This is a genomic window from Pseudomonas sp. RV120224-01b, from assembly GCF_003208145.1.
GTDB classification, from domain to species: Bacteria; Pseudomonadota; Gammaproteobacteria; order Pseudomonadales; family Pseudomonadaceae; genus Aquipseudomonas; species Aquipseudomonas monteilii.
In genome coordinates this window covers 184,519-203,049 of sequence record NZ_QKMQ01000009.1, presented here as the reverse complement: position 1 = coordinate 203,049, position 18,531 = coordinate 184,519, and the positions used below count along the sequence as shown (strand labels likewise).

Genomic DNA, 18,531 nt, shown 5'->3' with positions numbered 1-18,531 from the left:
CCCATGAGTACGCGCAAAACGCTGGCCCTGCTGCTGTATTTTTTCTTCCTGCTGGTGCCGATCTACTGGTTGCTGAACATGTCGTTCAAGAGCAACACCGAGATCCTAGGCGGCCTGACCCTGTGGCCGCAGGCATTCACCCTCGACAACTACCGGGTGATCTTCACCGATGCCAGCTGGTACAGCGGTTACATCAACTCGCTGTACTACGTGTGCCTGAACACGTTGATTTCGTTGCTGGTGGCGCTGCCGGCGGCCTATGCCTTCTCGCGCTACCGCTTCCTCGGCGACCGGCACCTGTTCTTCTGGCTGCTGACCAACCGCATGGCGCCCCCGGCAGTGTTCCTGCTGCCGTTCTTCCAGTTGTATTCGTCGATCGGCCTGTTCGACACCCATATTGCCGTGGCCCTGGCCCATTGCCTGTTCAACGTGCCGCTGGCGGTGTGGATCCTGGAGGGCTTCATGTCGGGCGTGCCAAAGGAAATCGACGAAACGGCCTACATCGACGGCTACAGCTTCCCGCGCTTCTTCATGAAGATCTTCATTCCGCTGATTGGCTCCGGCATCGGCGTGACGGCGTTTTTCTGCTTCATGTTTTCCTGGGTCGAGCTGCTGCTGGCGCGCACCCTGACCTCGGTGAATGCCAAGCCGATTGCTGCCGTGATGACCCGCACCGTGTCGGCCTCGGGTATCGACTGGGGGGTGCTGGCGGCGGCGGGGGTACTGACCATTTTGCCGGGCATGCTGGTGATCTGGTTCGTGCGCAACCATGTGGCCAAGGGCTTTGCCCTGGGCCGGGTGTGAGGAGGGCAACGCATGGAGTGGATGGCCTGGACCTTGCCGACGGCGCTGTTCTTTGCTGCCGTTGGCGTATTGCTGCTGGGCATGACCCTGCTTGAGCTGCGCCGTCCTTGCGTGGAGCGGCGGGGCTTCTTGCCGCTGGTCACCAGCCGGGGTGACCGCTTGTTCATCGGCCTGCTGGCCAGCGCCTACCTGCATTTGCTGGTGGTTGGCGTCAGCGAGTGGCCGTTGTGGGTGGCCTCGCTGCTGTCGCTGGCGTGGCTGGTGGTGGTGCTGCGCTGGGGCTGAGCGAGCGGCCCTGTGGAATAACCGAAACGGGAGATCACAATGTTCGATAACAAGCACAAGACGCGACATTTGACCCTGGCCGCGTTGCTGGTGCTGACCAGCGTGCATGGCACAGCCTGGGCCGACCAATACGAGGATGCAGCGAAGAAATGGCTTGGCAGCGAGTTCAAGCCTTCGACGCTTACCCCGGAACAGCAGATGGCCGAGATGAAGTGGTTCATCAAGGCCGCAGAGCCGTTCCGTGGCATGAAGATCAACGTGGTGTCGGAAACCATCACCACCCATGAATACGAGTCCAAGGTGCTGGCCAAGGCCTTCAGCGAAATCACCGGCATCCAGCTGACCCACGACCTGCTCCAGGAAGGCGACGTGGTGGAGAAACTGCAGACGCAGATGCAGTCGGACAAGAACATCTACGACGGCTGGGTCAACGACTCCGACCTGATCGGTACGCACTTTCGCTACGGCAAGGTGGAATCGATCACCGACCTGATGGCCAACGAAGGCAAGGACTACACCTCGCCGACCCTGGACCTGAAGGACTTCATCGGCATTTCCTTCACCACCGCCCCGGACGGCAAGGTCTACCAGTTGCCCGACCAGCAGTTCGCCAACCTGTACTGGTTCCGCGCCGACTGGTTCGAGCGGCCCGAGCTGAAGGCCAAATTCAAGGAAAAGTACGGCTACGAGCTGGGTGTGCCGGTGAACTGGTCGGCCTATGAAGACATTGCCAAGTTCTTTACCGAAGACGTCAAGGAAATCGACGGCAAGCGCGTCTATGGCCATATGGACTACGGCAAGAAAGACCCGTCGCTGGGCTGGCGCTTCACGGATGCCTGGTTCTCCATGGCCGGCGGTGGCGACAAAGGGCTGCCCAACGGCCTGCCGGTGGATGAATGGGGCATTCGCGTGGAGGACTGCCACCCGGTGGGCTCCAGTGTCACCCGTGGCGGCGACACCAACGGCCCGGCCGCTGTATATGCCACCCAGAAGTACGTGGACTGGATGCGTGCCTATGCGCCCAAGGAAGCGCAGGGCATGACCTTCTCCGAGGCGGGGCCGGTGCCGGCGCAGGGCAACATCGCCCAGCAGATCTTCTGGTACACCGCGTTTACCGCCGACATGACCAAGCCTGGATTGCCGGTGGTGAATGCCGATGGCACGCCGAAGTGGCGCATGGCGCCCTCGCCGAAGGGGCCTTATTGGGAGGAGGGGATGAAGCTGGGCTATCAGGACACGGGTTCGTGGACGTTCTTCAAGTCCACCCCCGAGAAGCAACGCCTGGCAGCGTGGCTGTATGCCCAGTTCGTTACCTCCAAGACGGTGTCGCTGAAGAAGACCATCGTCGGCCTGACGCCGATTCGTGAGTCGGACATCAACTCCCAGGCCATGACCGACCTCGCGCCCAAGCTCGGTGGGCTGGTGGAGTTCTACCGCAGCCCGGCACGGGTGCAGTGGACGCCTACCGGTACCAACGTACCGGATTATCCACGGTTGGCGCAGTTGTGGTGGAGCCATATCGCCGAGGTGGCCAGTGGAGAAAAGACCCCGCAGGAAGCGCTGGATGGCCTGGCGCGGGACCAGGACCGCATGATGGAACGCTTGCAGCGGTCCAATGCCCAGGCCACCTGTGCGCCCAAGCTGAACCCGGAGAAGGATGCCCAGTACTGGTTCGACCAGCCGGGTGCTCCGAAACCGAAGCTGGCCAACGAGAAGCCCAAGGGGGAGACGGTCAGCTACAACGAACTGTTGAAGTCGTGGGAGGCGGCCAGGAAGTGATCGCCTAAGCACCACGCTGGCTTCTTCGCGGGCTCGCCCGCTCCCACAGGTACTGCATCGCTCTCAAGGGGAGTGGGGTTCCTGTGGGAGCGGGCAAGCCCGCGAAGAGGCCGGCAAGGCCAATGCATGAACCGCAGGCAAAAAAAACGGCACCTGCCAGAGGTGCCGTTTTCATTTCACGCCGACTTACTTGTGCAGCTCTTCCGCCGCATACAGCGTGTTTTCCAGCAGGCAGGCACGGGTCATCGGCCCGACGCCACCCGGCACCGGCGTGATCCAGCCGGCACGTGGCAGGGCGGTCTCGTAGACCACGTCGCCGACCAGCTTGCCGTCTTCCTGGCGGTTGATGCCCACATCGATGACGATAGCGCCTTCCTTGACCCACTCACCCTTGACCAGGCCCGGTTTGCCGGCAGCCACGACCACCAGGTCGGCGCGCCCGACATGGCCAGCCAGGTCCTTGGTGAAGCGGTGGCAGACGGTGACGGTGCAGCCGGCCAGCAGCAGTTCCATGGCCATCGGGCGACCCACGATGTTGGAGGCGCCGACGATCACTGCATCCATGCCGTACAGGTCCTGACCGGTGCTTTCCAGCAGGGCCATGATGCCTTTCGGTGTGCACGGGCGCAGCAACGGGATACGCTGGGCCAGGCGACCGATGTTGTACGGGTGGAAACCGTCCACATCCTTGTCCGGGCGAATGCGTTCGAGCAGCAGCGAGGCGTCCAGGTGCGCCGGCAGCGGCAACTGCAGCAGGATGCCGTCGACAGCCGGGTCGTCATTGAGGCGGTCGATCAGCTCGGTCAGGGCCTGCTGCGAGGTTTCGCTGGGCAGGTCGAACGCCTGCGAAATGAAGCCGACCTCTTCGCAGTCCTTGCGCTTGTGCGAGACATAGACTTGGGAGGCGGGGTCGGTGCCGACCAGGATCACTGCCAGGCCCGGCGTACGCAGGCCTTGCTGGCGACGCTCCACGACACGTTGAGCGATCTGCTTGCGCAGGTTGGCGGCGATCGCCTTGCCATCGATTAGGTGTGCAGTCATAGACGCGTGATTAACCATCGAGAAGGAAACAATAAAGAGCGCGCATTCTCGCACGACACGGCCCACGGGCAAAGGCGGGTGGTCGGGCAAATCCCCTAACCCCTTAAATAATTTAAATTTTTTTTAAAAAGGTGTTGACGAGTTACAGGGTCGACTATAAGATTCGCCGCACTTGTCGGGCACAGCCTAGCACTGGTTGGCTAAGTCGGGCAGAATGAGTGGTTTAGCAGTTATCTGTTAAAGTCTCGTTCGGTTAGGCTTCAAGCTTAAGCGCCCGTAGCTCAGCTGGATAGAGCATCCGCCTTCTAAGCGGATGGTCGCAGGTTCGAGTCCTGCCGGGTGCGCCATTAGGCAGCTTTGGCACGCAAGTAGGCGGTAATGCAATATGGTGGGCGTAGCTCAGTTGGTAGAGCGCTGGATTGTGATTCCAGTTGTCGTGGGTTCGATTCCCATCGTCCACCCCATATTCTTCAAGGGCGCCTCGATAGCATCTGGCGCCTTTGTTTTAAGCGTTACGCGGACGTGGTGAAATTGGTAGACACACTGGATTTAGGTTCCAGCGGCGCAAGCTGTAAGAGTTCGAGTCTCTTCGTCCGCACCATGCTTCTGTAAGGTTGTACCGCAACATCGCAAGACTGCAATATGGTGGGCGTAGCTCAGTTGGTAGAGCGCTGGATTGTGATTCCAGTTGTCGTGGGTTCGATTCCCATCGTCCACCCCATATTCTTGAAAAGGCGCCTTGATCGTGAGATCGGGCGCCTTTTTGTTTTGGGTTTTGGCGGGCGTTTTCACTGCTCAGGCGAGGGTAGGGCTGTTCTCCGGTACCAGGCGAACCTCTACGCGCTGCCCCAGGGCTCGCGCTGCGCTGGCCAGGGTTGCCAGTGTCATGCCGGGGTCATTCTGGTCCAGGGCGCGGTCTACTGCGGTTCGACTGGTGTGCATGCGCTCCGCCAGCGCCTTCTTGCTCATCTTTTGCGCTTTCATGGTTTCAGCGATTTGCCAGGCAATCACGCGCTTGAGGGCGGCTGCAGAAACCTCTTCGGCAAGCTGCTCGCCTGCCAGGAAGTCGTCGAAGTCGGTGCCGATATGTGGATTCATTGCGGGTGCCTCTCTATGGCGGCTTTGCGCTGTCTGGCGGTGGCCAGGTCTGGCGCGGGTGTTTTCTGGCTTTTCTTGATGAAGCCGTGAAGCAGGATCATGGTGTTTCCATTCACGGTGAAAAGAACCCGAGCGATCCGGCTTGTCAGGTTTATCCGGGCTTCCCATAAGCCTTTGTCGAGCTTTCTGACAAGGGGCATGCCGAGCGGCCAGCCAATCTGAATGGTCTTGATCTCGGTGCCTATCAGGTATTTGTCGGTGCGCTGGAGGGATGCCAGCCATTCGCGTACGGGTTCATTGCCGGCTTCGGTGCAGAAGAAGCGGGCTTTGAGTGGCGGGTTGTTCCTGTCCATGGAAGTGTACCAAAAAAGGTGCTCCATTCAAGCCGAGGGTGCGTGCTCGTGCCATGGGGCATTTCTTGCGATGTTGTAAGGCTATTCGCCGGGCGGTAAATCAATACGGCCTGTCCCCTTGCAATCCGCTGGTGACACCCCAATAAAAGCTGTTAGATTTCAGCCGGTTGAAACACCGGCCTGTTTGACAGGCAGAGGAATAGCCCGATGATTGCAAAAGAAGCCCGTCAGGCCCTGGCGCTGCAGCGCTTTGCCGAAGCCAACCCGCAGCTGCTCGAAGAGATCCGCGAGCTGGATGCGCGCGAACAGGCCCAGCAGATCGAGTGGGCGTTCGAAGATGCCGCCGGCGAGCAGGGCATTCAGCCCTGGGAGCTGGCGCTGCAACTGATCGCCGAAACCCCGGAGCAGCTGCAGGCCATGCGCCTGGAAACGCACCGTGAGGTGGCCGAGGCGCTGGGGATGGAATGGGAAGAGTACTGCCAGTTCAACGAAATCGACCCTGAATAAAGGAAGCGAAATCGTTGTTGGCAGTTGTTTGACAAGGTATTTCGGCTGTAGGGCGCCCCGGGTGTCGTGCGGCCCGTATTGAAACAGGCCTGGCGGTGCGCCGTGCGGGCCTTGAAAGTTAATCGACCGGCGTGGTTTCCCGTCGTCCCGAGTGGGGTGACTTCTGCTGCGCGACTCACTAGAATGCTTGCCCTTGATTCTGGAGTCGGGCTAACGCCGGCTAACGTCTGTGCAACGAGGAATATCCATGCAAGTTTCTGTTGAAAACACTTCCGCTCTCGAGCGCCGCATGACCATCGCCGTTCCGGCCGAGCGCGTCGAGAACGAAGTCAACAAGCGTCTGCAACAGACTGCCAAGCGCGCCAAGGTTGCCGGCTTCCGCCCAGGCAAGGTGCCAATGAGCGTGATCCGTCAGCGCTTCGAGGCCGATGCCCGTCAAGAGGCTTTCGGTGACCTGGTCCAGGCTTCCTTCTACGAAGCCATCGTCGAGCAGAAGCTGAACCCGGCTGGCGCTCCGGCTGTAGAGCCAAAGTCCTTCGAAAAGGGCAAGGACCTGGAATTCGTCGCCATCTTCGAAGTGTTCCCTGAGTTCACCGTTGCCGGCCTGGAGTCAATCAACGTCGAGCGCCTGAGCGCCGAAGTGGCTGACGCCGACCTGGACAACATGCTGGAAGTGCTGCGCAAGCAGAACACCCGCTTTGAAGCCGTTGAGCGCGCTGCGCAGAACGACGACCAGGTCAACATCGACTTCGTTGGCAAGGTTGACGGTGAAGTATTCGCCGGTGGTTCGGCCAAGGGCACCCAGCTGGTACTGGGCTCCGGCCGCATGATCCCGGGCTTCGAAGACGGCCTGGTTGGCGCCAAGGCTGGCGAAGAGCGCGTTGTCAACGTGACCTTCCCAGAGGACTACCAGAACCTGGACCTGGCTGGCAAAGCCGCTGAGTTCACCATCACCGTCAACAGCGTTGCCGCCCCTGTGCTGCCAGAGCTGAACGAAGAATTCTTCGCCCAGTTCGGCATCAAGGAATCGACCCTGGAAGGCTTCCGCGCCGAAGTTCGCAAGAACATGGAGCGTGAACTGCGTCAGGCGATCAAGACCAAGGTCAAGAACCAGGTCATGGACGGTCTGCTGGCCGCCAACCCGATCGAAGTGCCAAAAGCCCTGCTGGAAAACGAAGTCAACCGTCTGCGCGTGCAGGCTGTTCAGCAGTTCGGTGGCAACATCAAGCCAGAGCAACTGCCAGCCGAGCTGTTCGAAGAGCAAGCCAAGCGCCGCGTTGTGCTGGGCCTGATCGTTGCTGAAGTGGTCAAGCAGTTCGAACTGAAGCCGGACGACGCCAAGGTTCGCGAAATGATCGAAGAAATGGCTTCGGCTTACCAAGAGCCTGAGCAGGTCATCGCCTGGTACTACAAGAACGACCAGCAACTGAACGAAGTGCGTTCGGTTGTGCTGGAAGAACAAGTTGTAGATACTGTTCTGCAGAAAGCGACTGTGACCGACAAGTCGGTCTCGTACGAAGATGCCGTTAAACCAGCACAGGCTCCTGCCGAAGCTGAGTAATACGGTTCTCTCGTAGGAAACCCCCACAAGCCAGCCTTCGAGCTGGCTTGTGCGTATTCAAGCCATGACTATTTGGGAGTGAGCGCAGGACATGTCCCGCAATTCTTATATTCAGCAGAGCTCTGACATCCAGGCCGCAGGCGGCCTGGTCCCGATGGTTATCGAGCAGTCCGCCCGTGGCGAACGCGCTTACGACATCTACTCGCGCCTGTTGAAGGAGCGTGTAATTTTCCTGGTCGGCCCGGTAGAGGACTACATGGCCAACCTCGTCGTTGCGCAACTGCTGTTCCTTGAAGCGGAAAACCCGGACAAGGATATCCATCTGTACATCAACTCGCCGGGTGGCTCCGTCACCGCCGGCATGTCGATTTACGACACCATGCAGTTCATCAAGCCGGACGTTTCGACCATCTGCATCGGCCAGGCCTGCAGCATGGGCGCCTTCCTGCTGGCTGCCGGTGCCAAAGGCAAGCGTCACTGCCTGCCGAACTCGCGCGTGATGATTCACCAGCCGTTGGGCGGCTTCCAGGGGCAGGCGACCGATATCGAGATCCATGCCCAGGAAATCCTCAATATCAAGGCCCGTCTGAACGAGCTGCTGGCCTACCACACCGGCCAGGAGCTCGAGACCATCAAGCGCGACACCGAGCGTGACAACTTCATGAGCGCCTCGCGCGCGGCCGAGTACGGCCTGATCGACTCGGTCTACGACAAGCGGCAACTGGCCTCCTGAACCGGGGTGCCAGAGCAGGTAGGTGCGCAAAGCGCCTACCTGCGGACTTGAAAAAGCCCGCAATTGCCTTCATCTTGTGTTGCAAGCCTACCGGATTGGATCGATCGAATGACTGACACCCGTAACGGCGAGGACAGCGGCAAATTGCTTTATTGCTCCTTCTGCGGCAAAAGCCAGCACGAAGTGCGCAAACTGATTGCCGGGCCCTCGGTATTTATCTGCGACGAGTGCGTCGACCTGTGCAATGACATCATCCGTGAGGAGGTGCAGGAAGCCCAGGCCGAGAGCAGCGCGCACAAATTGCCTTCGCCGAAAGAAATCAGCGGCATCCTGGACCAGTACGTCATTGGTCAGGAGCGCGCGAAGAAGGTGCTGGCCGTAGCGGTGTACAACCACTACAAGCGCCTGAACCAGCGTGACAAGAAGGGTGACGAAGTCGAACTGGGCAAGAGCAATATCCTGCTCATCGGGCCGACCGGCTCGGGCAAGACCCTGCTCGCCGAAACCCTGGCACGCCTGTTGAACGTACCGTTCACCATTGCCGACGCCACCACCCTGACCGAAGCCGGTTATGTGGGTGAGGACGTCGAGAATATCATCCAGAAGCTGTTGCAGAAGTGCGACTACGACGTGGAAAAGGCCCAGATGGGCATTGTCTACATCGACGAGATCGACAAGATCTCGCGCAAGTCGGACAACCCGTCCATCACCCGTGACGTTTCGGGCGAGGGCGTGCAGCAGGCGTTGTTGAAACTGATCGAAGGCACCGTGGCTTCGGTTCCACCGCAAGGTGGCCGTAAACACCCGCAACAGGAATTCCTGCAGGTTGATACCCGCAACATCCTGTTCATCTGTGGTGGTGCGTTCTCGGGCCTGGAAAAGGTTATCCAGAACCGCTCCACCAAAGGTGGTATCGGTTTTGGCGCCGAAGTGCGCAGCAAGGAAGAGGGCAAGAAGGTTGGCGAGTCCCTGCGTGAGGTCGAGCCGGACGATCTGGTCAAGTTTGGCCTGATTCCGGAATTCGTCGGCCGTCTGCCGGTGCTGGCGACCCTCGACGAGCTGGACGAGGCTGCGCTGATGCAGATTCTCACCGAGCCGAAGAATGCCCTGACCAAGCAGTACGCCAAGCTGTTCGAGATGGAAAGCGTCGACCTCGAGTTCCGCAGTGATGCACTCAAGGCCGTTGCCCGCAAGGCCCTGGAGCGCAAGACTGGCGCCCGTGGCCTGCGTTCGATCCTCGAAGGCGTGCTGCTCGACACCATGTACGAGATCCCTTCGAAGAAGGATGTCAGCAAGGTGGTGATCGATGAGAGCGTCATCGAGGGTACCTCGCAGCCGCTGATGATCTACGAGAACAGCGAGCCGCAAGCCAAGGCCGCGCCAGACGCCTGATTCAGGCAAAGGCCGGTTCACGGTTGCAAGCAAGGAGGGGGCCTACGGGCCCCTTTCTGCTTTTCCTGCGCTAGCGCTTGTAATTTCCCAACCGTACCCCCACATTAGGTCCAAGCATCATTTCCACCGGTTTCCGGCCATAAGGCCGCTGTAGAGGCGAAATCATGAAGACCACCCTCGACTTGCCTCTTTTGCCATTGCGCGATGTCGTTGTTTACCCGCACATGGTTATCCCGCTGTTCGTGGGGCGCGAAAAATCCATCGAGGCCCTTGAGGCCGCGATGACGGGCGAAAAGCAGATCCTGCTGCTGGCCCAGAAAAACCCGGCCGACGACGACCCGGGCGAGGACGCCCTGTACCGCGTCGGTACCGTTGCCACCGTGCTGCAACTGCTGAAGCTGCCTGATGGCACCGTCAAGGTGCTGGTCGAAGGCGAGCAGCGTGGCGCTGTCGAGCGTTTCACCGAAGTAGAAGGGCACATCCGTGCCGAAGTCTCCCTGATCGACGAAACCGACGCCGCCGAGCGCGAGTCGGAAGTGTTCGTGCGCACGTTGCTGTCGCAGTTCGAGCAGTACGTGCAACTGGGCAAGAAGGTCCCTGCCGAAGTGCTGTCTTCGCTGAACAGCATCGAAGAGCCAGGGCGTCTGGTCGACACCATGGCCGCCCACATGGCCCTGAAGATCGAACAGAAGCAGGAAATTCTCGAAATCGTCGACCTGCCAACCCGTGTCGAGCACGTGCTGGCGCTGCTGGATGCCGAAATCGACCTGCTGCAGGTCGAAAAGCGCATTCGCGGCCGGGTCAAGAAGCAGATGGAGCGCAGCCAGCGCGAGTACTACCTGAATGAGCAGATGAAGGCCATTCAGAAAGAACTCGGCGATGGCGATGAAGGCCACAACGAAGTCGAAGAGCTGAAAAAGCGCATCGAAGCCGCTGGCCTGCCCAAGGATGCCCTCACCAAGGCCCAGGCCGAGCTGAACAAGCTCAAGCAGATGTCGCCGATGTCGGCCGAAGCCACCGTGGTGCGTTCGTACCTCGACTGGCTCGTGCAGGTGCCGTGGAAGGCCCAGAGCAAAGTGCGCCTGGACCTGGCCAAGGCCGAGGAAATTCTCGATGCCGACCACTATGGCCTGGAAGAGGTCAAGGAACGCATCCTCGAATACCTTGCCGTGCAAAAACGCGTCAAGAAAATCCGTGGCCCGGTGCTGTGCCTGGTCGGCCCTCCCGGCGTCGGCAAGACCTCGCTGGCCGAGTCGATCGCGGCCGCTACCAACCGCAAGTTCGTGCGCATGGCCTTGGGTGGCGTGCGTGACGAAGCCGAAATTCGTGGTCACCGCCGCACCTACATTGGCTCCATGCCAGGCCGTCTCATCCAGAAGATGACCAAGGTGGGCGTGCGCAACCCGCTGTTCCTGCTCGATGAAATCGACAAAATGGGCAGCGACATGCGTGGCGACCCGGCCTCGGCGCTGCTGGAAGTGCTCGACCCGGAGCAGAACCACAACTTCAACGACCACTACCTGGAGGTTGACTACGACCTCTCGGACGTGATGTTCCTGTGCACCTCGAACTCGATGAATATCCCGCCAGCGTTGCTCGACCGTATGGAAGTCATCCGCCTGCCGGGCTACACCGAGGACGAGAAGATCAACATCGCGGTCAAGTACCTGGTGCCCAAGCAGGTCAAGGCCAACGGCTTGAAGAAAGAAGAGCTGGAAGTCGACGTTTCGGCGATCCGCGACATCATCCGTTACTACACCCGCGAAGCCGGTGTGCGGGGCCTGGAGCGGCAAATCGCCAAGGTCTGCCGCAAGGTGGTCAAGGAACATACCGGGCAGAAGCAGGTCAAGGTCAAGGTGGCCAGCGAGCAGCTGGAACACCTGCTGGGCGTGCGCAAGTTCCGCTACGGCCTGGCCGAGCAGCAGGACCAGATCGGCCAGGTCACCGGCCTGGCATGGACCCAGGTGGGCGGCGAACTGCTGACGATCGAATCCGTGGTCATCCCCGGCAAGGGCCAGCTGATCAAGACCGGCTCGTTGGGCGATGTGATGGTCGAGTCGATCACTGCCGCACAGACCGTGGTGCGTAGCCGCGCCCGCAGCCTGGGTATTGCCGCCGACTTCCACGAGAAGCATGACGTGCATATCCACATGCCGGAAGGCGCTACGCCGAAGGATGGGCCAAGTGCCGGTATCGGCATGTGCACCGCGCTGGTGTCGGCGCTGACGCAGATTCCGGTGCGCGCCGATGTGGCCATGACCGGCGAAATCACCCTGCGTGGCCAGGTGCTGGCCATTGGCGGGTTGAAGGAAAAACTGCTGGCGGCACACCGTGGCGGGATCAAGACGGTGATCATTCCCGAGGAGAATGTTCGCGATTTGAAGGAGATTCCTGAAAATATCAAACAGGATCTGCAGATCAAACCGGTCAAATGGATTGACGAAGTCCTGCAAATTGCGCTGCAATACGCCCCGGAGCCCTTGCCAGATGTGGCTCCGGAGATTGTCGCGAAAGATGAAAAGCGCGACGGCGATGCTAAGGAAAGAATCAGCACGCATTAGTAGTTTTTGGCTGGGGGGCTTTCCTTGACAGTTTTTTCGGGGCCTTGCTATAAAGCGGCACGCTATTGTCATCAGGCCACCCAGCGCACGTTTCATAAGCTTTTCATTACATACTTAGAAACAAACTCAATAGAGAAATAAGGGGACTTAGAGTGAACAAGTCGGAACTGATTGACGCTATCGCCGCATCTGCTGACATCCCGAAAGCTGTAGCCGGCCGTGCGCTGGACGCAGTCATCGAATCCGTCACCGGCGCCCTGAAGCAAGGTGACGATGTGGTACTGGTTGGCTTCGGTACCTTCTCGGTCAAGGAGCGCGCCGAGCGCACCGGCCGTAACCCGCAAACCGGCAAGGCGATCAAGATCGAAGCCGCCAAGGTTCCAGGTTTCAAGGCAGGCAAAGGCCTGAAAGACGCCGTCAACTAAGTCGTCTTTCAGCCGGACCCGGCCTGGCCTGGTCCGAGCACGGTGATGGCGGGGCGCAAACGTTCCCGCCTGACACGTTTGCTAAGCAAAGGCGCATCCTCGGATGCGCCTTTCTTTTATCAGGATTCTACCCACGCTCCGCGGTTGTCGACGCAGTGGTACAGCCGTTTCTGGGGGACGCATGCTGCAAAATATCAGGGACAATTCACAAGGTTGGATTGCCAAGACCATCATCGGCCTTATCGTCGTGTTGATGGCGTTGACCGGCTTTGAAGCCATTTTCCAGGCCGCCACCCATAGCCAGGACGCCGCCAAGGTGAACGGCCAGACCATCAGCCAGAATGAGCTGAGCCAGGCCGCCGACATGCAGCGCCGTCAGCTGATGCAACAGTTGGGCAAGGATTTCGACCCGGCGCTGCTGGATGACAAATTGCTGCGTGAAGAGGCCCTCAAGGGCCTGATCAGCCGCAAGCTGCTGCTGCAAGGCGCCGAAGATGCCAAGTTCGCCTTCTCCGAGGCCGCGCTGGATCAGGTGATCCTGCAGACGCCGGAATTCCAGGTGGACGGCAAGTTCAGCGCTGACCGTTTCGACCAGGTCATCCGCCAGATGGGCTACGGCCGCATGCAGTTCCGTGACATGCTTGCCGAAGAAATGCTCATCGGCCAGCTGCGCACCGGCCTGGCCGGCAGCAGCTTCGTCACCGACCAGCAGGTGGATGCTTTCGCCCGCCTGGAGAAGCAGACCCGCGACTTCGCTTCCCTGACCTTCAAGGCCGACCCGGCCTCGGTCAAGGTCAGCGACGAAGAGGTCAAGGCGCACTACGACCAGCACGCCAAGGAGTTCATGTCGCCTGACCAGGTGGTGATCGACTACATCGAGCTGAAGAAGTCGGCGTTCTTCGACCAGGTCAACGTGACTGACGAAGAGCTCAAGGCTCAGTACGAGAAGGAAATCGCCAACCTCGCGGAACAGCGCCATGCCGCGCACATCCTCATCGAGGTCAACGACAAGGCCACCGACGCACAGGCCAAAGCCCGTGCCGAAGAGATCGAACAGCGCTTGGCCAAGGGTGAAGACTTTGCCGCGCTGGCCAAGGAGTTCTCTCAGGACCCAGGTTCGGCCAACAACGGTGGTGACCTTGGCTTCGCCGGCCCTGGTGTCTACGACCCGGCGTTCGAAGAGGCGCTGTACAAGCTGCAGGATGGTCAGGTATCGGCACCGGTGCGTACCGAGTTCGGCTACCACCTGATCAAGCTGCTGGGTGTGCAGGCTCCGGAAGTACCGAGCTTCGCCAGCCTGAAGGACAAGCTGACCCGCGACCTGAAGATTCCGCTGGTCGAGCAGCGTTACGTCGACGCCAGCAAGCAGTTGCAGGATGCGGCCTACGAGGCTTCCGACCTGGCTCAGCCGGCCCAGGACCTGAACCTCAAGGTGCACACCTCCGCAGCCTTCGGCCGCGAGGGTGGCGAAGGCATCACTGCCAACCGTTCGGTGGTACAGGCTGCGTTCTCCGAAGAAGTGCTGGACGAAGGTGCCAACAGCACCGCCATCGAGCTCGACCCGGAAACCACCGTGGTACTGCGCGTCAAGGAGCACCGCAAGCCAGAGCAACTGCCGCTGGAGGCCGTGGCCAAGAACATCAGCGAGCAGCTGGCCAAAGACAAGGCGACCGCCGAACTCAAGGCCAAGGCAGACAAGCTGATTGCCGGCCTGCGTGACGGCTCCATCGCAGCGGGCAGCGTGCATGAAGGGCAGGGCTGGAAGGCCTATGAGGCTGTGACCCGTGGCGAGGACGGTATTGACCCGGCCGAACTGCAGGCACTGTTCCGCCTCGGCAAGCCGCAAGCCAAGGACAAGCCGGTTTACGGCAGCGTAGTGCTGCGTGACGGTAGCCTGGTGGTGCTGCAGCTCAATGGTGTTAACGAAGGCGCTACCGCCACCGACGAAGAGAAGCAGCAGATCCGCCGCTACCTCGCGTCGCGTGCTGGCCAGCAGGACTTTGCGGCTTATCGCAAACAGCTGGAAGCCAATGCAGACATCACCCGTTACTAAGGTGATCGCTGCATGAAGAAACAGGCCGCCTCGTGCGGCCTGTTTCATTTCTGTTCACTCAAAGGGACGCGCGGTCATTGTGGGAGCGGCCTTGTGTCGCGAAAGGGCTGCACAGCAGCCCCACATTTTCAGTTTCACCGCGGAGATTGATGGGGCCGCTTTGCGGCCCTTTCGCGACACAAGGCCGCTCCCACAACGAGCGCTTGCTCCTGCGTTAGCGCTTCACCCCTTCATAGTTATCCAGCGTATCGCGCGCAATCTCCCGCCCCAGGGCAATCAGCTCTGGCGCCTTGTAAAACTCGAAAAACCGGCACACCCGCTTGGGCACGTTGATCAGTACATCCGGTGGATAGCCGGCGATCTTGTACTGCGCCAGCGAGGTCTGCATCACTTCGAAGCTCTGGTTGATCAAATCCAGCAGCGAAGCCGGCCCCACGTTGTCAATGATGAACGAGCCGGTCGCCGACTTGGGCGCCCCCTCGCGCTCGGGTGCCGCTGCCGGTTGCTGGCCTTCCGGGTTGGCGGCATCTGCCAGCCACGGGTTCGGCGGCGCCAGCCCTTCGGCAACGATCTCCTGTTCGATGCGTATCAGCTCCTCTGCCGGCTTGCGCCGGAACGGCAAGCGAGAGCCCAATGAGCTCAGCAGGGAGTCAAAACGCATCTTGAACGCCGCCGGGCGCTCGATCACCGGCAATTGATACTGCTTCTGGTTGGTGGCGTTGAGGTTGACCGCGATGATCAGGTCGCAGTGGCTGGACACCACCGGCACGATCGGCAGCGGGTTGAGGATGCCGCCGTCTACCAGCATGCGATTGCCCTGCATCACTGGCGTGAACAGGCTGGGGATGGCCGCCGAGGCGCGCATGGCCTGATGCAGGCAACCCTCCTGAAACCAGATTTCCTGCTGGTTGGTAAGGTCGGCGGCAACCGCCGTGTAGGGGATGCGCAGTTGTTCGATGTTGATCTCGCCGACGATCTTGCGGATCTGCCCGAACACCTTGTCGCCACGAATGGCGCCGAGGCGAAAGCTCACGTCCACCAGGCGCAGTACATCCAGGTAGTCGAGGCTCTCGATCCAGTTGCGGTAGTCCTCCAGCTTGCCAGCGGCGTAGATGCCGCCAATCACCGCACCCATGGAGCAGCCGGCGATGCAGGCGATGTCGTAGCCCCGGCGCTCGATTTCCTCAATCACGCCAATGTGCGCATATCCCCGGGCGCCGCCCGATCCCAGTACCAGTGCCACGCGTTTACTCATGAACATTCCTCGGGCCGTGCAACCATGGTCCTACAATGCACCCTTGGCGGCCTGTGCTTCAATGTAGATCGCGCTGAGCTACTGTGATAATGCTGGCCACGCAAAGTTGGCTGGGCCGGGCACTTTTCAGTTGCCCGGGCGTCGAACAGCCACCGTTTTTTTACCATTGAGGTCATACCGATGAAAGCCTGGATCTGCCTTCCACTGATTGCCCTGGCCTTGGCAGGCTGCGCGGGCAAGACGGCTTACCGTGACAGCTGCGCCACCCAGCTGGATGCCGCCTGGAAGGAGCTGGACCTGGCCAAGGCCGAAGGCTTTGCCGGTGCCGTGAGCTACTCCAAAGCCTTGTCGCTGCTGACCGGCGCGAAGACCCAGCAGCAGTTCGAAGGCTACGAAAGCTGTACCCGCAAGGCTGAGAAGGCGCGGTTCTACATTCGTGAGTCTCGCGCCGGGCGCTGACCGAGGAGCGTCTTATGTCTGCCATGCTCGATCATGTAGTTGCCCAGATGCTGGCCGTGCAGGTACGCCTGCTGGCGTGCCGCGAGCGCCTGGCTGCCAATACCGACAGCGAGGCGCTGCATGACCTGCGTATCACCTTGCGCCGTCTGCGCAGCCTGCTCAGGCCTCTGCGCGGGTTGCCAGGCGTGGAACAGCTGGAGGAGGCCGCCAGCGCCTTGGGTACCCTGACCACGCCGCTGCGCGATCGTGAGGTGCTGGCAGCCGAACTGATCGGGCGCGGCCACGTCGCGGTCGGGCAGCGGCGTCTGGAAGGGCGGGACAGGACCTTCGCCAGTGTCGCTGCCAGCCCGCAGCTGGCGCGTGTGCTGGCGATTGTCGACGCGTTTCCGTTGTTTCTGCGGGCAGCCGGCCGCGAGGGGCTGACCCAGTCACTGGGCAAGCGCATCGACAAGCGGCTGGTCAAGCAGTGGCGTACATTGCACAAAGCCTTGCAGGATCCGGCTCACGACCGTCACCGCCTGCGCTTGCTGATCAAGCGTGCGCGCTATGGCGATGAAGCGTACCCGCAGCTCGACCACGCCGGGAAAAAGCTGCAGCGCTTGCTGAAAACGGCGCAGGGCGACCTGGGGGACTGGCATGACCGCCTGCAGTGGCTGCTGCAGGCGCGCGACCACGCAGACCTTGCCCCCTGCCAGGCCGACTGGGAGCAAGAGTTGCACGAAGCCGAGCGCCAGTCGGACGTGACGCTGGATGCCTTGTTGCAGGCACTGGCGCGGCGTTAGCCCGAACAATGACCGATATGCGGGCTGATCGCCCAGGGTTTGCTGGCTAGGATGGGCAGACCCTTTCTGCAGGCAGGAGCCGGCCCATGAATTTCAACCAACTGCTCGACGCTGTGCGAGCCAACCCGGAAGCCGTCAGCATCCCGCCTAGCTGGGCCCAGGGCCGCGCTGCCTTTGGCGGGCTGATGGCGGCCATGGTCTATGAGGCCATGCGCCTGAAGCTCACCGACAGCCGCCCGGTACGCTCGCTGGCCATCAGCTTTGTAGCGCCTGCGGCCGCGGACGTGCCAATTCGCTTCGAGGTGGAGGTGCTGCGCGAAGGCAAGGCTGTCAGCACCTTGCTGGGCCGCGCGGTCCAGGATGGCCAGGTGGTGACCTTGGTGCAAGGCAATTTCGGCGCGGGGCGGCCATCTGTGGTCGATGTACCGGCATTACCGGCCATGGAAATGAAAGCGCTTGAAGACGCCGCACCCGAACTGCCCTATATCAAGGGCGTCATACCCGAGTTCATGCGCCATGTCGCCTTGCGCTGGGCGGTGGGCGGGTTGCCGTTCAGTGGCAATCAGTCGCGCAAGATGGGCGGTTGGGTGCGGTTGCGGGATGTGGCAGAAGAACAGGTCAATGAAGCACACCTGCTGGCGCTGGTCGATGCCTGGCCGCCGAGCCTGATGCCGTTTCTCAAGCAACCGGCTGCTGGCAGTACGCTGACCTGGACCATCGAGTTCATCCAGCCTACGGCGAAATTGTCGACCTTGGACTGGTGCCGCTATTGCGTGGAAACCGAACATGCGCGGGACGGGTATGGGCATGCGGCGGCCGCCCTTTGGACGGCAGAGGGCGAGTTGCTGGCCCTGAGCCGACAGACCGTGACCGTATTTGCCTGATCACTCCTGGGAGCGCTGCGCGCTCCTTTCGCGACGCAAGGCCGCTCCCACAGGGACTGCGCGATTCCTGTGGGAGCGGCCTTGCGTCGCGATTGGGCTGCAAAGCAGCCCCTTGGCATCAATGCCGGTGTTTATGCCGCTCCCGCCAGGCCTTCCACCACGCCCCGCTCAGCACAAAGCGCGGAAAGGTGATGAACTGCTCGGTCAGCAATCGCTGCACGACGTCCTGACGATTGGCGAACGGCTCAGGCTGCTCGGCTTCCAGCCGGTGCCCCTGGCGCTGCAAGCCAAGCCCCGCAATCAGGGCGATCACGCCGACAGCAATCTGCCCCAGGTCCAGGGCGAACAGGCCGGACAGAACCAACAGCGCGCCAAGGATGAACAGCGGCACGGCAATCAGGTGCAGCACCAGGTTAGCCGGGTGGCGGTGGTTATGGTGGTAGCCACGCCATTGCCAGGCGGGCAGGTTGGGCAGACGCTTGCTCATGGGCATTTCCTCACAGTCATGCCCAAAGCTTAGTGCGGCCCCCGGGCGGGGGCCAATCGAGGCTGGCTATGG

Annotated in this window: 18 protein-coding genes and 4 tRNA genes; 17 read left to right on the top strand and 5 right to left on the bottom strand. The window is 60.9% G+C overall.

From position 1 onward, the window contains the following. Positions 1-3 precede the first annotated feature (3 nt). Genes N436_RS16160 through N436_RS16150 form a run of 3 tightly spaced genes read left to right on the top strand, consistent with a single transcriptional unit; the run spans position 4 to position 2,868 of the window. Positions 4-804 carry a carbohydrate ABC transporter permease gene (locus N436_RS16160; protein ID WP_016714775.1) on the top strand — a complete coding sequence of 267 codons (801 nt, stop codon included), beginning with the start codon at positions 4-6 and terminating at the stop codon, positions 802-804. A 12-nt stretch (positions 805-816) separates the two neighbouring features. Then, positions 817-1,089 (top strand): DUF2160 domain-containing protein, encoded by a 273-nt coding sequence (locus N436_RS16155; protein WP_013971877.1) that lies wholly within the window; start codon positions 817-819, stop codon positions 1,087-1,089. Positions 1,090-1,128: 39 nt separating this feature from the next. Beyond that, complete coding sequence (locus N436_RS16150) at positions 1,129-2,868, top strand: ABC transporter substrate-binding protein (RefSeq protein ID WP_110741542.1); 1,740 nt, start codon at positions 1,129-1,131, stop codon at positions 2,866-2,868. Between the two features lie 186 nt (positions 2,869-3,054). Here the strand turns inward: N436_RS16150 and folD are convergent, their stop codons facing one another. After that, positions 3,055-3,909 (bottom strand): bifunctional methylenetetrahydrofolate dehydrogenase/methenyltetrahydrofolate cyclohydrolase FolD, encoded by an 855-nt coding sequence (folD, locus tag N436_RS16145; protein WP_016714772.1) that lies wholly within the window; start codon positions 3,907-3,909, stop codon positions 3,055-3,057. A gap of 270 nt (positions 3,910-4,179) precedes the next feature. Between folD and N436_RS16140 the strand changes: the two genes are divergently transcribed. From N436_RS16140 to N436_RS16125, 4 genes are all read left to right on the top strand, one after another. Beyond that, positions 4,180-4,256: transfer RNA gene (locus N436_RS16140), tRNA-Arg, on the top strand. Between the two features lie 41 nt (positions 4,257-4,297). Then, positions 4,298-4,373 (top strand) — tRNA-His (locus N436_RS16135). Between the two features lie 52 nt (positions 4,374-4,425). Then, positions 4,426-4,510: transfer RNA gene (locus N436_RS16130), tRNA-Leu, on the top strand. 44 nt (positions 4,511-4,554) lie between these two features. Further along, positions 4,555-4,630, top strand: a tRNA-His gene (locus N436_RS16125). Positions 4,631-4,704: 74 nt separating this feature from the next. On the opposite strand, the gene N436_RS16120 is transcribed toward N436_RS16125, so the two are convergent. Then, positions 4,705-5,007: an XRE family transcriptional regulator gene (locus tag N436_RS16120; RefSeq protein ID WP_105947906.1), complete on the bottom strand. Its 303-nt coding sequence runs from the start codon at positions 5,005-5,007 to the stop codon at positions 4,705-4,707. Continuing rightward, complete coding sequence (locus tag N436_RS16115) at positions 5,004-5,360, bottom strand: type II toxin-antitoxin system RelE/ParE family toxin (protein WP_110741550.1); 357 nt, start codon at positions 5,358-5,360, stop codon at positions 5,004-5,006. The genes N436_RS16120 and N436_RS16115 overlap by 4 nt, the downstream gene beginning before the upstream one ends. Before the next feature lie 207 nt (positions 5,361-5,567). Between N436_RS16115 and N436_RS16110 the strand changes: the two genes are divergently transcribed. The 7 genes from N436_RS16110 (at position 5,568) to N436_RS16080 (ending at position 14,592) form a co-directional block, all read left to right on the top strand. Then, positions 5,568-5,867, top strand: a complete 300-nt coding sequence (locus tag N436_RS16110) for a DUF6388 family protein (RefSeq protein ID WP_105947907.1) — start codon at positions 5,568-5,570, stop codon at positions 5,865-5,867. Positions 5,868-6,114: 247 nt separating this feature from the next. Beyond that, positions 6,115-7,428, top strand: coding sequence for a trigger factor (gene tig, locus N436_RS16105; protein WP_104835176.1), 1,314 nt, complete (start codon positions 6,115-6,117; stop codon positions 7,426-7,428). Positions 7,429-7,519: 91 nt separating this feature from the next. After that, positions 7,520-8,161 carry an ATP-dependent Clp endopeptidase proteolytic subunit ClpP gene (gene clpP, locus N436_RS16100; RefSeq protein ID WP_003250240.1) on the top strand — a complete coding sequence of 214 codons (642 nt, stop codon included), beginning with the start codon at positions 7,520-7,522 and terminating at the stop codon, positions 8,159-8,161. Positions 8,162-8,269: 108 nt separating this feature from the next. Beyond that, the gene (gene clpX / locus N436_RS16095) at positions 8,270-9,553 is read left to right on the top strand and encodes an ATP-dependent Clp protease ATP-binding subunit ClpX (RefSeq protein ID WP_003250242.1); all 1,284 of its coding nucleotides are present in this window, start codon (positions 8,270-8,272) and stop codon (positions 9,551-9,553) included. A 164-nt stretch (positions 9,554-9,717) separates the two neighbouring features. Beyond that, positions 9,718-12,114, top strand: coding sequence for an endopeptidase La (lon, locus tag N436_RS16090; protein ID WP_110741541.1), 2,397 nt, complete (start codon positions 9,718-9,720; stop codon positions 12,112-12,114). Between the two features lie 152 nt (positions 12,115-12,266). Beyond that, on the top strand, positions 12,267-12,539 hold the full coding sequence (hupB, locus tag N436_RS16085) for a nucleoid-associated protein HU-beta (protein ID WP_003250246.1): 273 nt from the start codon (positions 12,267-12,269) through the stop codon (positions 12,537-12,539). A gap of 181 nt (positions 12,540-12,720) precedes the next feature. Next, complete coding sequence (locus N436_RS16080; RefSeq protein WP_110741540.1) at positions 12,721-14,592, top strand: SurA N-terminal domain-containing protein; 1,872 nt, start codon at positions 12,721-12,723, stop codon at positions 14,590-14,592. A gap of 214 nt (positions 14,593-14,806) precedes the next feature. Here N436_RS16080 and N436_RS16075 read toward each other — a convergent pair whose 3' ends face one another. Further along, the gene (locus N436_RS16075) at positions 14,807-15,847 is read right to left on the bottom strand and encodes a patatin-like phospholipase family protein (protein WP_016714767.1); all 1,041 of its coding nucleotides are present in this window, start codon (positions 15,845-15,847) and stop codon (positions 14,807-14,809) included. A 180-nt stretch (positions 15,848-16,027) separates the two neighbouring features. Between N436_RS16075 and N436_RS16070 the strand changes: the two genes are divergently transcribed. From N436_RS16070 to N436_RS16060, 3 genes are all read left to right on the top strand, one after another. After that, entirely contained in the window at positions 16,028-16,306 is a 279-nt protein-coding gene (locus N436_RS16070; protein ID WP_003250254.1) for a lipoprotein, read from the top strand. A 14-nt stretch (positions 16,307-16,320) separates the two neighbouring features. Then, positions 16,321-17,088, top strand: a complete 768-nt coding sequence (locus tag N436_RS16065) for a CHAD domain-containing protein (RefSeq protein WP_110741539.1) — start codon at positions 16,321-16,323, stop codon at positions 17,086-17,088. An 86-nt stretch (positions 17,089-17,174) separates the two neighbouring features. Continuing rightward, positions 17,175-17,972, top strand: a complete 798-nt coding sequence (locus N436_RS16060; protein WP_110741538.1) for an acyl-CoA thioesterase II — start codon at positions 17,175-17,177, stop codon at positions 17,970-17,972. A gap of 118 nt (positions 17,973-18,090) precedes the next feature. On the opposite strand, the gene N436_RS16055 is transcribed toward N436_RS16060, so the two are convergent. Next, on the bottom strand, positions 18,091-18,459 hold the full coding sequence (locus tag N436_RS16055) for an Mpo1-like protein (protein ID WP_110741537.1): 369 nt from the start codon (positions 18,457-18,459) through the stop codon (positions 18,091-18,093). Positions 18,460-18,531 lie beyond the last annotated feature (72 nt).

Coding starts and splice junctions, on each gene's coding strand:
- N436_RS16160 (WP_016714775.1), top strand. CDS start 4: ATGAGTACGCGCAAAACGCTGGCCCTGCTGCTGTATTTTTTCTTCCTG.
- N436_RS16155 (WP_013971877.1), top strand. CDS start 817: ATGGAGTGGATGGCCTGGACCTTGCCGACGGCGCTGTTCTTTGCTGCC.
- N436_RS16150 (WP_110741542.1), top strand. CDS start 1,129: ATGTTCGATAACAAGCACAAGACGCGACATTTGACCCTGGCCGCGTTG.
- folD (WP_016714772.1), bottom strand. CDS start 3,909: ATGACTGCACACCTAATCGATGGCAAGGCGATCGCCGCCAACCTGCGC.
- N436_RS16120 (WP_105947906.1), bottom strand. CDS start 5,007: ATGAATCCACATATCGGCACCGACTTCGACGACTTCCTGGCAGGCGAG.
- N436_RS16115 (WP_110741550.1), bottom strand. CDS start 5,360: ATGGACAGGAACAACCCGCCACTCAAAGCCCGCTTCTTCTGCACCGAA.
- N436_RS16110 (WP_105947907.1), top strand. CDS start 5,568: ATGATTGCAAAAGAAGCCCGTCAGGCCCTGGCGCTGCAGCGCTTTGCC.
- tig (WP_104835176.1), top strand. CDS start 6,115: ATGCAAGTTTCTGTTGAAAACACTTCCGCTCTCGAGCGCCGCATGACC.
- clpP (WP_003250240.1), top strand. CDS start 7,520: ATGTCCCGCAATTCTTATATTCAGCAGAGCTCTGACATCCAGGCCGCA.
- clpX (WP_003250242.1), top strand. CDS start 8,270: ATGACTGACACCCGTAACGGCGAGGACAGCGGCAAATTGCTTTATTGC.
- lon (WP_110741541.1), top strand. CDS start 9,718: ATGAAGACCACCCTCGACTTGCCTCTTTTGCCATTGCGCGATGTCGTT.
- N436_RS16080 (WP_110741540.1), top strand. CDS start 12,721: ATGCTGCAAAATATCAGGGACAATTCACAAGGTTGGATTGCCAAGACC.
- N436_RS16075 (WP_016714767.1), bottom strand. CDS start 15,847: ATGAGTAAACGCGTGGCACTGGTACTGGGATCGGGCGGCGCCCGGGGA.
- N436_RS16070 (WP_003250254.1), top strand. CDS start 16,028: ATGAAAGCCTGGATCTGCCTTCCACTGATTGCCCTGGCCTTGGCAGGC.
- N436_RS16065 (WP_110741539.1), top strand. CDS start 16,321: ATGTCTGCCATGCTCGATCATGTAGTTGCCCAGATGCTGGCCGTGCAG.
- N436_RS16060 (WP_110741538.1), top strand. CDS start 17,175: ATGAATTTCAACCAACTGCTCGACGCTGTGCGAGCCAACCCGGAAGCC.
- N436_RS16055 (WP_110741537.1), bottom strand. CDS start 18,459: ATGAGCAAGCGTCTGCCCAACCTGCCCGCCTGGCAATGGCGTGGCTAC.